We start from the raw sequence: 14235 nt of genomic DNA, 5'->3' as shown, positions 1-14235 counted from the left end.
GCCTAAACTGTTGAAGGGGTGCTGCCGGTTATCGTATGAGCCTGATATTACGGGAATAAAGGGATTTTATTTTACATAAAATGGCGGGGTGAGAAGTTAAACCGATGTCTGATGTGTTGGGATTCGCTGTGCTCACCCACAAGTACGGGAAACTCGTTATCTGATAAGGAGGGCATAGTAATCCGCTCCAGCGTACCCTCTGCGCCATGGATGGCGCAGCGGAGCTTCCATGGATGGATTCACGGCGTGTCGCTGGAGTGGTTACGGTGCCCGACGATATGGCACGATTCTGCAGGCGGCTTGCGATGGTTCAGGCGGCGGATAAGCCGGGCGTGAAGCCCGGCCTTGGTGTTATTTGCTGTGGCGCTCTTTGAGCCTGGCCATGACGTCGGCCAGCTCCAGGCCTTCCTGCTGCAGCAGCACGGTGAGGTGGTAGAGCAGGTCGGCAGATTCATTCACCAGCTCGTCTTTGTCGTGCACGGTGGCGGCCAGCGCCGTTTCCACGCCTTCTTCACCCACCTTTTGCGCTATGCGCTTGGTGCCGCTGGCATACAGGCTGGCGGTGTAGCTGGAGGCCGGATCCGCCCCCTTGCGGCTGGCAATCACCTGCTCAAGCTCGGCGAAAAAGGTCAGTGCCGGAGCCTGTTGCTCGTTAAAGCAGGAGACGGTGCCCAGATGGCAGGTAGGACCCACCGGCTCGGCCATCACCAGCAGGGTGTCCTGGTCGCAGTCGGTACTGATGTCTTTCAGTTTGAGCACATGGCCCGAGCTTTCACCCTTGGTCCACAGTCGGTTCTTGGTGCGGCTGAAAAAGGTCACCTGACCGGTTTCCTGGGTTTTGGCGAGCGCATCCTGGTTCATATAGCCCAGCATTAATACCCGGCCGCTGTGGCTGTCCTGCACAATCACCGGCATCAGGCCGTCTACCTTGTTCCAGTCCAGCTTGTTGGCATCAATCACGGATCACCACTCCTTCCTGCTTGAGATACTGCTTGAGCTCACCCATGTTGATGATGCCCTTGTGAAACACCGAGGCGGCCAGCGCGCCGTCCACGTCGGCTTCCAGAAACGCATCACGAAAATGCACCATTTCGCCGGCACCGCCCGAGGCGATGAGCGGCACATCACAAATGGCGCGCACTTTCAGCAGCTGCTCAATGTCATAACCCTGGCGCACACCGTCCTGGTTCATCACGTTCAGCACAATTTCACCGGCACCGCGCTGCTGTACTTCCTGCACCCAGTCAAAGGTGCTCCAGCGGGTCACCTGAGTGCGGCTTTCGTCACCGGTAAACTGGTGCACCTGATACTGGCCGGTGGCCTCGTCATAGTAGGAGTCGATGCCCACTACGATGCACTGCACACCAAAGGTGTCGGCCAGTTGTGTGATAAGCTTCGGATTGCTGAGGGCAGGGGAATTGATGGAAATTTTATCGGCACCAAACTCCAGAATACGCGCCGCGTCTTCCACCGATTTAATGCCGCCGGCCACGCAGAAGGGAATGTCGATTACTTCCGCCACCCGGCTTACCCAGCTTTTGTCGACCACGCGGTCCTGGCTTGAAGCGGTAATATCATAAAACACCAGCTCATCGGCCCCTTCGGCGGCGTAACGCTCCGCCAGCGGGACGATATCGCCGATGATTTCGTGGTTGCGGAATTTCACACCTTTGACCACCTGGCCGTCTTTTACGTCCAGGCAGGGAATTATGCGTCTTGCCAGCATGCAATGGCCTCCTTGACGGTGAATTTGCCTTCCAGCAGCGAGCGGCCGAGGATCACGCCGGCCACGCCGGTACCCTTGAGGGCGTCTATGTCATCGATGTTGCCGATGCCGCCGGACGCCTGCCACAAAATGGTGGGATAGCGGGCGGCCAGCTCACGATAGAGCGCCACATTGGAGCCGGTGAGGGTGCCGTCTTTGGAGATGTCGGTGCACAGCACATGGCACAGGCCCGCGGGCAGATAGTGCTCTAGCAGGGCCTCTATGGTGATGCCGCTGTCTTCCTGCCAGCCGGCAATGGCGATTTTCTTCTCGCCGCTGGCGGTAATGTTAATGTCGAGCGCCAGCACAATGCGGTCGGGGCCATAGTGCTTGATCCAGCCGGCCACCATTTCCGGATTTTTCACCGCGGTGGAGCCAATCACCACCCGCTGGGCACCGATATCGAGCAGGTCTTTTACGTCCTGCTCGGTACGAATGCCGCCGCCAATCTGCACCGGCACTGGGGTGTTTTCAATCAGGCTTTTAATCACCTCCAGCTGGCGTTCGCTGCTGTTTTTGGCCCCATCCAGATCCACCAGGTGCAGCTGAGTGGCCCCTTCGGCCACGTACAGATCAAAGCGCTCCTGAGGCGAGGCGGTGTATTCGGTTTTTTGCGCATAGTCGCCCTGATACAGCCGCACTACTTTGCCGTTAATCAGGTCTATTGCAGGAATAATCATTACAGCTCCAGAAAGTTTTTCAGCAGTTGTGCGCCGGCGGCACCGGAGCGCTCCGGGTGAAATTGCACGCCAAAGAAGTTTTCCTGACCAATGGCGGCGCTGAAGGCCTGGCCGTGCTGACAGGTGGCCAGGGTGTATTCACCCACGGGTACCGCATAGGAGTGCACAAAATAAAAGAAGCTGCCTTCGGGAATGTCCTTGAACAGCGGGTGCTCCGGCATGGGGGTGATTTGGTTCCAGCCCATATGGGGCAGGCGGATGCCTTCACCCCCTTCCAGGTGCACACAATTGGCGTCCACCTTGCCCAGGCAGTCCACGTCGCCCTCATCGGAGTGGTTCACCAGCATCTGCATGCCAAGGCAGATACCCAGCACCGGCTGGTGCAGCTGATCTATCAACTCAATCAGGCCGCGCTCGTGCAGGTTTTTCATCGCCTCTTTGGCGGTGCCCACGCCGGGCAGCAGCAGCTTGTCGGCGGCCAGCACCACTTCAGGGTCGCGGCTGACGGTCACGTTGTAGCCCAGGCGCTCAATGGCGTAGCGCACGGAAGAGAGGTTGGCACAGCCGGTGTCGATAATGACTGTTTTCACAAAACCCCCTTGCTCGACGGCAGCTCATTACCTTCCACTTTCAGTGCCTGACGCAGGGCGCGGCCAAAGCTTTTGAACACGCTTTCCACCATGTGGTGGGTATTGTCACCGGTCACCTTGAGGTGAATATTGGCGGCAAGGCTGTCGCTTAAACTGCGGAAGAAGTGGGGCACCATTTCTACCGACAGATCGCCGGCTTTGGTCTGATGGAACTGACCGTCAAATTTCATATAGGGGCGACCGGACAAGTCCAGGGTCACCGCCGCTTCACATTCGTCCATGGGCAGCACAAAGCCAAAGCGGCCAATGCCGCGCTTGTTGCCCAGCGCCTTGCGCAGGGCCTCACCCAGGGCGAGGGCGGTGTCTTCCACCGTGTGGTGATCGTCTATGTGCAGATCGCCGTCCACTTTTACGTTCAGGCGAAAGCCGCCGTGAGTGGCAATCTGATCCAGCATATGGTCAAAAAAGTGCAGACCGGTATCAATTCGGCTGCCGCCGCTGTTATCCAGATCCACACTGACGCGAATGTCGGTTTCTTTGGTGGTGCGGGTCACTTCGGCGGTGCGGCCACGGCTGGTCAGCTGCTCTACAATCTGGCTCCAGCCGAGATTGTTATGGCCGTAGTGCAGGCCTTTAAGGCCCATGTTCTCCGCCAGCTGCATGTCGGTCTGACGATCGCCAATCACCCAGGAGTCGGTAAAGTCGATTTTGCCCTGCTGCAGATAGTCTTTTACCAGGCCTAAGCGCGGCTTGCGGCAGGCGCAGTCGTCGTGCTGAAAGTGGGGGCAGATCAACACATCATCAAAGCGCACACCCTGAGAAGTGAGGATCTGCATCATCAGATTGTGGGGGGCGTCAAAGTCTTCCTGAGGGAAGCTGTCGGTGCCCAAGCCGTCCTGGTTGGTGACCATCACCAGCCGGTAGCCGGCATTTTGCAGGGTCAGCAGGGCAGGAATGACGTTGGGCAGAAAGGCCAGCTTGTCGAGACGGTCCAGTTGTTTGTCGACCGGCGGCTCTTCCACCATGGTGCCATCACGGTCAATAAAAAGAATGCGTTCCTTAGACACTTATTGCTCCTTGTGCAGCACATCGAGTACTGCGTCCATTTCGGCACGGCTGCCGATGGTGATGCGAATGCAGTCGGCCAGACCCGGCCGGGTTGCAAAGTCGCGCAATATGATACCGGCCCGGCTCATGCGGGCAAATATTTCGCTGCCGGGTGTGAAGCGCACCAGCAAATAGTTGCCGTTGGGGGCGAATACTTCCTGCACCTGAGCGTGCTTTTGCAGCTGCTCCGCCAGCCCGGCCTTGAGCCGGTTAATGTCTTCCACCCGCTGGCGCATTAATAGCAGGCCTTGTTCGCTCAGTGCCTGAGCGGCAATTTGCGCCACCGGCTCGGCCACCGGGTAAGGGGCAATCACCTTCAGCAGCAGGCCGATCACTTCCGGGCTGGCAAGAGTAAAACCGCAGCGAATGCCCGCCAGACCAAAGGCCTTGGACAGGGTGCGGATGATCACCAAGTTGTTGTAGTCGTTGAGCAAGTCAACCTGGCTGTGCGCGGGGCAGAACTCAATGTAGGCCTCGTCCACCACCACCAGCGCCTTGTCCTGTGCGGCTTTCAGCAGCCGTACCAGACCGGCCTTGTCCACCAGATCGCCGGTGGGGTTATTAGGGGAGCACAGGAACACAATCTTGACCTCATCCAGGCGCGCAATAATGCCGTCAAAGTCCGGCTGGCGCGCCTGGGTGAGGGGCACATCCACCACCTGCACGCCATTGGTCTCGGCGCTGATGGCATACATGCCATAGGTGGGCGAGGTGATCAGAATGCGATCGCTACCTGGCTCACAAAAAGTGCGAATGAGCAGCTCAATGCCTTCGTCACCGCCGCGGCTGACCAGCACTCGCTCCGGGTTAACACCGGCATAGGCGGCATAGCGCTCAATCACCTGGGGCGGCTGGCACTCGGGGTAGCGGTTCAGGCGTTCACAGTTCAGGCTGAACTGGCCGCTGTCGGCAGCTTCGTTGGCGTTCAGCCAGATGTGGCCCTGGCCGCCAATGCGGCGGGCCGACTGATAGGGCGTCAGCTCCTGCACCTTGGTGCGGGCCAGTTGAGTCAGGCTCATGCGTGTTTCTCCAGTTTTGCCAGGCGCAGGGTCACGGCGTTTTTATGGGCATCCAGGGTTTCGGTGGCGGCGAGCAGCTCCACGGCCGGGCCAATGGCCCGCAGGCCTTGCGGGCTCAGCTCCTGCACCGTATAGCGGCGCTGATAGTCCGCCAGTCCCAGGCTGGAATAGGTACGGGCATAGCCATAGGTGGGCAGGGTGTGATTGGTGCCACTGGCGTAATCACCCACCGACTCCGGCGTCCAGGCACCCAGAAAGATGGAGCCGGCATTTTTAAGCCTGGGCAGCAGGGCGCGGGGGTTCTCGGTCTGCACAATCAGATGCTCGGGCGCATAGGCATTGGAGATGGCGGCCGCTTCATCCAGGGTGTTGCAGATAAAGGTTCGGCTTTCACTCAGGGCCTGACGGGCAATCTCGGCACGGGACAGCCCGGCCAGCTGGCGCTCCAGGGCTTCGTCTACCTTGCCGGCAAAATCCCGGCTCGGGGTCACCAGGATCACCTGAGAGTCGGGGCCGTGCTCGGCCTGTGACAGCAGGTCGGAGGCAATAAAGTCGGCATCGGCAAATTCATCGGCAATCACCAGCACCTCGGACGGGCCGGCGGGCATGTCGATGGCGGCACCGTCCACGTCGCCGGAGACCTGCTGTTTAGCCTCGGTCACCCAGGCGTTACCGGGGCCGAAAATCTTGTCCACCTTGGTCACGGTCTCGCTGCCATAGGCCATGGCGGCAATGGCCTGAGCGCCGCCAAGGGTATAAATGGCGTCCACGCCGCAGCGGGCCGCGGTGTACACAATGGCGTCATTGATAGGCGGTGGCGAGCACAGCACCACCCGCTCGCAGCCGGCCAGGCGCGCGGGAATGGCCAGCATCATCACAGTAGACACCAGGGGCGCGCTGCCACCAGGCACATACAGGCCCACCTTGGTAATGGGCTGATAGTGCAGCTCGCAGCGTACGCCCGGGGCCGTGTCCTGAATCACCGGCTCCGGCAGCTGGGCACTGTGAAAACGCTCAATATTGCCAATGGCCAGCTCAATGGCGGCTTTCAGCTCATCGCTGATACGGGTGCCGGCAGCGTCAATTTCGGCCTGCGTCAGCTCAAGGCAGTCGCGCTCGGCCTTGTCCAGAGTGCGGGTCAGCTCAAGCAGGGCGGCATCGCCGCCTTCGCGCACCTTGGTAATAATGCCGGCCACCTGAGCCTCACGGCCGCTTTGCTCAAGGGCCGGCCGGCGCAGGGCAGCGGCCTGCTCGGCCGTGCTCAGTTGATTCCAGTCCAGGGTTTTCATACTTACTCCATCATCTTCTCAATGGGCAGCACCAGAATGGAAGAGGCCCCCAGGCTCTTCAGACCTTCCATGGTTTCCCAGAACATGTCTTCGCTGCTCACCATGTGAATGGCCACCTGATTGGTGTCGCCGGCCAGCTGCATAATGGTGGGGCGCTCGGCACCGGGCAGCAGATCGATCACGGCTTCCAGCTTGTCTTTGGGAGCGTGCAGCATAATGTATTTGCTTTCCCGGGCCTGTTGCAGACCCTGAATACGTGGCAGCAGCTTGTCGATAATCTGCTGTTTGCCGGCAGACAGTTCGGCACCGCTTTGAATAAGCACCGCCTTGGAGCGGAAAATCACGTCCGCTTCCACCAGACCGTTGGCTTCCAGGGTGGCACCGGTCGACACCAGATCACAGATGGCATCGGCCACGCCGGCACGGGGGGCCACTTCTACCGAGCCGTTCAGCATCACGCTTTTGAATTTCACGCCCTGCTGGTCCATAAAGCGCTTCAGCAGCCAGGGGTAGGAGGTGGCAATACGTTTGCCTTCCAGGCTTTTGGGGCCCTGGTAGTCAAAGTCATCAGCCACTGCCAGTGACAGCCGGCAGCCGCCAAAGTCCAGGCGCTTGAGCTCGGTGTAGTCGGTCGGCTCACTGGTGGCCTTGCGCTCCATCAGGGTTTCTTCCAGCACGTTTTCACCCACCACACCCAGGTCCACCACGCCGTCCATCACCAGACCGGGAATGTCATCGTCGCGCACCAGCAGCAGATCGATGGGCATGTTTTCGGCGTGAGCAATCAGGCGCTGTTCACGAATGTTGAGTTTAACGCCACAGCCTTTCAGCAGCTTCTGGCATTCCTTGCTCAGGCGGCCGGATTTCTGAATGGCAATACGAAGACGGGTGTTATCCAAAGTCATAAGCTGTGTTCCTTGTTGGTGATGTGAGTCCTGAAAACGAAAAACCCCCGAAAGCCAAGCTTCCGGGGGTCATAAATTCTGTCCTGCTGGAAGCCGCCAAGCGCAAGGTCTTCCAGAAAATAATTCTGAAAGACTAGTGTGGATGATGATGGTGATGCTTGGCGATGTGCAGGGTGTTCATAAAATGCGTTGCTCGTTCAATTCGTTTAGTCGAAATTACCTTAACAAGTCGGCGGCGTTTTGCCAATAACCAATTACGAATTTTAAAAAAGGCTGTGACAGCAGCAGCTTAACTCTTATCAATTAACTATATGGCCAGAGCCACAGCTGACCGCTGATTATGTTTTAAGGTAAGCAACCCTTCGCGGTTTATGCTGAAAATGATCCGTTTGGCATATTTTTATCGGCTGCTGTATCTGTTCGGCCAGCCTTGCTTCCCCGATCCGGGTCGCAAAACTGAGCAGAGAGCCGTTTTTGCCTGAATGGAACTGTGTACAATTCACGGTTATACCGAAAAAACACAGGCAGTGGCCGGAGAGCACCAACGCAATGGAACGTCGTCAATTTCTGGCAGGGCTGGCAGGCCTTGCTTTGTTGCCTCTGGCCGGCTGCCGTTTTACCGGTCCGTTGCGGGTGGGCATTCATACCTGGATTGGCTACGAAACCTTATATCTGGCGCAAAATCTGCGCTGGCTGCCCGCTGGCGCAGAGCTGATTTCCGGTACCAGTGCCACCGACTCCCTGGCGGGGCTGCGCAACGGCGAGCTGGACGCTGCCTGCCTGACCCTGGATGAAGTGCTGGTGGCACGCAGCCTGGGGTTGCCCTTGCAAATTGCGCTGGTGTTCAATGTGTCGGCAGGGGCCGATATGCTGGTGGCCCGGCCGGGCATTCACAGCTTGCAACAACTTGAAGGAAAACGGCTGGGGGTGGAGTCGACCGCGCTGGGTGCATTAATGCTGAACCGGGTGCTGAATAAGGCCGGACTGCCGCGCGCGGCGGTACAGACGGTAGAGTTACCGCCGGCGGGGCAGCTGGCGGCCTGGCAACAGCACAAGGTAGACGCCATTATCACCTATGAGCCCACCGCCAGCCGGCTGCTGGAGCTGGGCGGAGTTAACCTGTTCAACAGCCGTGAACTGCCCGATACCATTTTTGATGTGCTGGCGGTACGCACCGACAGCCTGATGTTCAAGCCCGTAAAAGCGCTGATAGCCGCTCATTTTCATGCTCTGGAGCATATACGCAGCAATCGTCAGGACGCGCTTTATCGCATTGCCGCCCGCCAGCAGATTAGCCCCCAGCAGGTGAAACAGGCGCTGGCAGGGGTCATGCTGCCCGGGCTGGCTGCCAACCACCGTTATCTTGATCATGGTGCAAGCCGGCTGGCGCTGGCAGGGCAACAGTTGCACGAGATTATGCTCAATAACGGTTTGCTGGCACAGCCCGATGTGCAGGAGAAACTGCTCAGCTCCCGCTGGCTGCCCGAGGTGCTGGCATGAGGTGGTTACTGTTGTTGTGTGTGATGCTGGCGCTGCCGCTGCGTGCTGAGCAAGTGCTGACCATGGGAGTATTTGCCTACCGAGACAAGCCGGTAATGGAGCAAATGTATCAGCCGCTGGCAGCCTATTTAAGCGAACAGTTACCCGATGTCACCATCAGATTACTGGTGCTGACCCAGGATGAGATCGAGCAGGAGCTGGCCCGTAATAATCTGGATCTGGTGTTTACCAATCCCAGTCATTATTTATTGCTGCGCAGCCAGAATGCGCTGACCGGCGTGCTGGCCACCAAAATCAGCCGTGAACGGGGCACCGCTACCAGTGCGCTGGGGGGCGTCATTATTACCCGCAATGAACGCAGCGATATTCAGCATCTCGCTCATCTGCGCGGGCAAACCGTGGCCATTCCCGGCTACCGTTTTCTGGGCGGCTTTCAGACTCAGGCACTGGAGCTGCTGGAAGCGGATATGACGCTCAACGATATTGAGGTTGATGTGGCGGGCTCTCACGGCAGAGTGGTGGAGGCGGTATTAAACGCCACTGCAGATGCAGGCTTTGTGCGTACCGGCATACTGGAAGGGTTATCAAAAGACAAGCAAGCTCAGCTGAAAATCATCAACCGGCAGCATCTGCCCGGATTTCCTTTTTGGGTATCTACCCGTCTCTACCCGGAATGGCCCTTTCTGGCTCTGCCCAATGTTTCTCCTGTGCATATTCGCCGTATTGCCAGCGCTCTCATGGCACTGGATCATCAGCACCCGGCGGCTCAGGCGGCGGGCATTGAAGGCTTTGCACCCCCCGGCGATTATTTGCCGGTAGAGAATCTGGCCCGTCGTTTGCGCCAGCCGCCCTTTGACGTGGAAAGCCAGCCCAGCCTGGTGACCTTGTGGCGTTTTTATGGCCCCTGGCTGTTATTTGTGTGCATCTTGCTGTTGTTATTGTCATTGAGTTTGCTGGCACTGGGACGCAAGCACCTGCAGGTGCGCCAGAGCCGTAAAGATTATCGTGAGCAAAGCCGCAAGCTGGAAGAAGTGATCTGGGGTACCGGCATTGGTGTGTGGGAGTGGCAGGCCGGCAAGGATACCTTAAGCTGCAGCGAGCAATGTGCTTATCCGGCAGGATACCGCCGGGGCTGGTCCGGTCCTGTGAGTGCAGAGCGTCTGCGGGCCGTCTTTTATGCACCAGATCTGGCTGTGCTGAAGGAACGCATTCACGCCTTGCTGACGGACCACAGTGAACAGCTCGAGCTGGAGCTGCGCATGCGCCAGCGCAGGGGCGGCTATGCCTGGGTGCTGGTGAAAGGCCGGCTGGTCACAAACGGAGCGGGGGCCCGTGTGTCCGGCACACTGCAGGACATTACTCAGCGTCGCCGGCAGCAGGAGCTGATTATCAGCAATGAAGAGCGGCTGCGCACCATAGTGTCGTTTTTGCCCATGGGCATAGTGCTGACCGATCACCGCGGCCGGGTTGTGCACTGTAACAGCGGTGCCGAGCAGCTGCTGCACATGCGTCCGGGCCATATGCTGAATGCGGTGTATCAGCAGCGCGGCTGGCGGGTACAACGACCCGATGGCAGTGAAATGCCCAAAACCGAATTTGCCAGTTATCGTGCCATGCAGGAAAACCGGCCGGTGCATAATGTGATTATGGAGCTGCATACCGACAGTGGTGTGCGCTGGCTTAAAGTCAGTGCCACCCCACTGGGGCACGCCAACTACCGTCTGGTGGTGGCCTTTTATGATATTACCAGTGAGCGCCGGGCCGATCTGGATCTGCGGCTGGCGGCCAGCGTATTCAGTCATTCCCGGGAAGCCATTATGATCACCGACAAGCACGATAAGGTGCTGGATGTGAATCAGGCCTTTACCCGCATTACCGGTTATTCCTCCCGCGAGATGATTGGCCAGCCCGGCAGCATGCTGCATTCGGGCCGGCATGCCGAGTCGTTCTACCGTGATATCTGGCAGGCACTGGCCAGCCACGGATACTGGCAGGGGGAAGTATGGAGCCGGCGTAAAAGCGGTGAGCAGTATGCCCAGATGCTGAGCGTAAGCCGGGTACAGGATGACTGCGGGCGTTCCCGGCACTATGTGTTTATGTTTTCGGATATTACGCCGCTGCTGGATCAGCAGGAAAAGCTGGAGCGTATTGCTCATTACGATGCGCTGACCGGGCTGCCCAACCGCCTGCTGCTGGCAGACAGAATACAGCAGGCACTTGCCGGTTGCCGCCGCCAGGGCGGGGCTGTGGGCATTGTGTATCTGGACCTTGACGGATTTAAGGCTGTTAATGATACCCATGGCCACGATGCCGGTGATGAGCTGCTGAAAACGCTGGCCGCCCGCATGCAGCAAAGCCTGAGAGAAAATGACACCCTGGGCCGGCTGGGCGGTGATGAATTTGTTGCTGTGCTGGCAGGAATGAGCGGCCCGGATGACGGTAATGATGTGCTGGCGCGTCTGCTGCAGGCGGCCAGTGAGCCGGTTACCCTGAGCTGTGCCACCGTGCAGGTTTCCGCCAGTCTGGGCATGGCGGTGTACCCGCGGGACGGTGTGGATGCTGATCAGCTGATGCGCCGGGCTGATGTGGCCATGTATGCCGCCAAACAGGCGGGTAAAAACGGCTGGCAGCGCTTCGGCGAGCTGGAGCAACGTCAGCTGGAATATGAACTGAGTGACGTATAACCATTTATTAGCAAGGAGCACACTATGCTGGATATCATCATAATGGTACTGGTTACGCTGCTGGCGGGGCTGGCTATGCCCGCCGGTGCCATGCTGGCGCGGGTAGAACGCATTCATCCCGACTGGCTGGAAAGCGAGTTTCGTCATTCGGTGGTGGCTTTTGGCGGGGGGGCCCTGTTGTCGGCGGTGGCGCTGGTGCTGGTGCCGGAAGGCAGCTCGCGGCTGGAACTGAGCACGGCAGCCCTGTGCTTTGCCGGCGGTGGCCTGGCCTTTATGCTGCTGGATGTGCTGCTGGCGTATTTTAAAACCCGGGCCGGCCAGCTGGCGGCCATGTTGTCGGACTTTATTCCCGAGTCCATTGCGCTGGGGGCGGCTTTTGCTTACGGCAACAAAACCGGTGCCATGCTGCTGGCGGGACTGATGGCGCTGCAGAATCTGCCTGAAGGGTTTAATGCCTACCGGGAGCTGTCGGAAAGTGCCCGCCCGGGCAATGGCCGGGGCACGGCACTCAAGTCATTTGTGGTGATGTCGTTACTGGGACCGCTGGCGGCACTGGCGGGGCATTTCTGGTTTGCCGGCAATCCGCCCCTGGTGTCGGGCATCATGCTGTTTGCCGCCGGCGGTATTTTATATTCGGTCTTTCAGGACATTGCTCCCCAGGCCGTGCTGGAACGCCACTGGGCACCGCCCATGGGGGCAGTGCTGGGCTTTCTGTTAGGTATTATGGGTCATATGCTGACCGGCCACGGCGGTTAAGCGTCGGGCTGCTGCAGTACGCCGGGCCGGCTTTCCAGCCGGTCTGATTCAAACAGGTTTTCCAGCTCGGCCCTGGCCTGCCGGGCCGTTTGTATCAGCGCCGCCTCATCATCATAGACCTTATGCTGCTCCATCAGTACGGCTTCATCGTGCTGGCGAAACCGGCGCAGGCGGGCATCGGTCTGTTCGTCACTCAGGCCCAGCCCGAGCAGCACCTGCCGGCTCATTTCCAGACTGGAGTGAAAGGTTTCCCGCACCGGATGGGCACCCAGATCCCATAATTTATGCACATGCTGGCGATTGCGTGCCCGGGCGATAACCTTCATGTGCGGATAACGCCGGCGCACCTGCTCGGTGATTTGCAAGTTGGTTTCGGGGTCGTCGGTCGCCACAATAAAAAACTCGGCCTGCTCGGCACCGGCAGTGCGCAGCACGCCGGCGCGCAGCGGATCACCGTAATAGATGGGTATGTTGTCGATGCTGCGGGTAAAACTGATGGTGTCCACTTCGTTGTCAAAGGCCACAAAAGGCACCCGCTGAGCCCGCAGCATGCGCGCGACTATCTGGCCCATGCGACCCATGCCGACAATGACCGCCCGGGGGCCATGATCCTGCAGCTGATGATATTCCGGCGGTACCGAGCCGGGGGCGGGTGCCTGTTGCAGCCAGCGGGCACCTGCCATCAACAGCAAAGGAGTGAGTGCCATGGAGACGGTAATGGTAAGTACCAGCAGATCGTACAGGGCCGTGGTCAGCAGCTGATGCTGCAGTGCCAGTTTGAACAGAACAAAGGCAAACTCCCCGCCGGCGGCCAGCAGCAGCCCAAGCCGCAGCGCCTCCTGGGTATGAAGCCGGCCTACGGTGCGGCCAACCAGCGTCAGCAAGGGACTTTTCAGCGCCAGCAGCAGGGTGGCCAGCCCCAGTACCTGCCAGGGATGACTGAGCAACAGGCTTAAATCCGCGGTCATGCCCACCCCCATAAAGAACAGCCCCAGCAGCAGGCCTTCAAAGGGGGCAATCTGGGATTCGAGCTCGTGACGATATTCCGAGTCGGCCAGCAGCAGGCCCGCCAGAAAGGCTCCCAGTGCCATGGACACACCAGCCCATTCCATCAGCCAGGCAGTGCCCATTACCACCAGCAGGGCTGTGGCGGTAGACACTTCCTGCAGTCCGCTTTTGGCAACCATACGAAATACCGGACGCAGCAGATAGCGACCACCCACAAATACAATCCCAATGCTGACCACCACCTGCAGCAGGTGCCAGAGTCCGTTATTGTCCGTGCTTTGGGCTGTCCCCAGCACCGGCACCAGTGCAATCAGCGGAATGGCAGCAATATCCTGAAACAGCAAAATGGCAAAGGCCTGGCGGCCATGAGGGCTGTTCAGTGCCTTGCGCTCGGCCAGCAGCTGCAGGCCCATGGCGGTAGACGACAGCGCCAGACCAAAGCCCAGCACCAGTGCCGTGTTGGCGGGCAGGGAAAATACCAGCCAGGCACCCAGCGCCAGCACCACACCGGTTAACACAACCTGTGCCAGTCCTGCCCCGAACACGGCACGGCGCATCACCCACAGCCGCCGCGGCGACAATTCAAGACCAATTAAAAACATCAGCATGACCACCCCCAGTTCTGATAACTGAGCCACACTCTGTGGTGCACTGATAAGGCCGGTAACCGAGGGGCCAAGAAGCACGCCCCCCAGCAGGTAGCCAAGCACGGCTCCCAGCTTGAGGCGTTTGGCAAGAGGAACCATAACAACTGCGGTCAGCAAAAAAATAACGCTGGCCTGCAACAGGCTACCGTCGTCGGGCATGAAAGCTCCTGAGCAGAAAAGAAATGCAAAAAGGGGAAGTGAGTTCAGTTTCGCATGGCGTTCAATAAAACGGAATAGTGCCTGCCGCCCTGCAGCGGGTTTTGATATCATTCACTTTTTAGCGAG

General features: G+C 58.9%; 12 protein-coding genes and 1 other annotated feature. Of the genes, 3 read left to right on the top strand and 9 right to left on the bottom strand.

The genetic code is table 11. The features are described from left to right. Positions 1-351: 351 nt before the first annotated feature. From hisIE to hisG, 8 genes are read right to left on the bottom strand one after another with little or no spacing between them, the layout of a single operon-like run. Positions 352-960, bottom strand: coding sequence for a bifunctional phosphoribosyl-AMP cyclohydrolase/phosphoribosyl-ATP diphosphatase HisIE (gene hisIE, locus N2M06_RS08090; RefSeq protein WP_346350483.1), 609 nt, complete (start codon positions 958-960; stop codon positions 352-354). Continuing rightward, positions 953-1726 carry an imidazole glycerol phosphate synthase subunit HisF gene (hisF, locus tag N2M06_RS08085; protein WP_346350482.1) on the bottom strand — a complete coding sequence of 258 codons (774 nt, stop codon included), beginning with the start codon at positions 1724-1726 and terminating at the stop codon, positions 953-955. The genes hisIE and hisF overlap by 8 nt, the downstream gene beginning before the upstream one ends. After that, positions 1708-2445: a 1-(5-phosphoribosyl)-5-[(5-phosphoribosylamino)methylideneamino]imidazole-4-carboxamide isomerase gene (gene hisA, locus N2M06_RS08080; protein WP_317074382.1), complete on the bottom strand. Its 738-nt coding sequence runs from the start codon at positions 2443-2445 to the stop codon at positions 1708-1710. The genes hisF and hisA overlap by 19 nt, the downstream gene beginning before the upstream one ends. After that, complete coding sequence (gene hisH / locus N2M06_RS08075) at positions 2445-3035, bottom strand: imidazole glycerol phosphate synthase subunit HisH (RefSeq protein WP_346350481.1); 591 nt, start codon at positions 3033-3035, stop codon at positions 2445-2447. The genes hisA and hisH overlap by 1 nt, the downstream gene beginning before the upstream one ends. Next, entirely contained in the window at positions 3032-4102 is a 1071-nt protein-coding gene (hisB, locus tag N2M06_RS08070; protein ID WP_346350480.1) for a bifunctional histidinol-phosphatase/imidazoleglycerol-phosphate dehydratase HisB, read from the bottom strand. Before hisB ends, hisH begins: the two co-directional genes overlap by 4 nt. After that, positions 4103-5161: a histidinol-phosphate transaminase gene (gene hisC / locus N2M06_RS08065; protein ID WP_346350479.1), complete on the bottom strand. Its 1059-nt coding sequence runs from the start codon at positions 5159-5161 to the stop codon at positions 4103-4105. After that, positions 5158-6450: a histidinol dehydrogenase gene (hisD, locus tag N2M06_RS08060; protein WP_346350478.1), complete on the bottom strand. Its 1293-nt coding sequence runs from the start codon at positions 6448-6450 to the stop codon at positions 5158-5160. The genes hisC and hisD overlap by 4 nt, the downstream gene beginning before the upstream one ends. Positions 6451-6452: 2 nt before the next feature. Next, positions 6453-7349: an ATP phosphoribosyltransferase gene (gene hisG / locus N2M06_RS08055; protein WP_346352163.1), complete on the bottom strand. Its 897-nt coding sequence runs from the start codon at positions 7347-7349 to the stop codon at positions 6453-6455. Between the two features lie 41 nt (positions 7350-7390). Then, positions 7391-7513 (bottom strand) — a sequence feature (His leader region). A gap of 391 nt (positions 7514-7904) precedes the next feature. Between hisG and N2M06_RS08050 the strand changes: the two genes are divergently transcribed. From N2M06_RS08050 to N2M06_RS08040, 3 genes are read left to right on the top strand one after another with little or no spacing between them, the layout of a single operon-like run. Beyond that, positions 7905-8855: an ABC transporter substrate-binding protein gene (locus N2M06_RS08050; protein WP_346350477.1), complete on the top strand. Its 951-nt coding sequence runs from the start codon at positions 7905-7907 to the stop codon at positions 8853-8855. Then, a complete protein-coding gene (locus tag N2M06_RS08045) occupies positions 8852-11539 on the top strand; it encodes a diguanylate cyclase (protein WP_346350476.1) in 2688 nt (895 codons plus the stop codon). The genes N2M06_RS08050 and N2M06_RS08045 overlap by 4 nt, the downstream gene beginning before the upstream one ends. Positions 11540-11563: 24 nt before the next feature. After that, complete coding sequence (locus N2M06_RS08040) at positions 11564-12295, top strand: divalent cation transporter (protein ID WP_019933681.1); 732 nt, start codon at positions 11564-11566, stop codon at positions 12293-12295. On the opposite strand, the gene N2M06_RS08035 is transcribed toward N2M06_RS08040, so the two are convergent. Next, positions 12292-14109: a monovalent cation:proton antiporter-2 (CPA2) family protein gene (locus N2M06_RS08035; protein WP_317074371.1), complete on the bottom strand. Its 1818-nt coding sequence runs from the start codon at positions 14107-14109 to the stop codon at positions 12292-12294. The two genes, N2M06_RS08040 and N2M06_RS08035, sit on opposite strands and share 4 nt — an antisense overlap. Between the last annotated feature and the right edge of the window lie 126 nt (positions 14110-14235).

It is taken from the genome of Oceanimonas sp. AH20CE76, from assembly GCF_039654065.1.
In the GTDB taxonomy this organism is placed as follows: Bacteria; Pseudomonadota; Gammaproteobacteria; order Enterobacterales; family Aeromonadaceae; genus Oceanimonas; species Oceanimonas smirnovii.
This window is presented reverse-complemented; position numbering and strand designations above follow the sequence as displayed.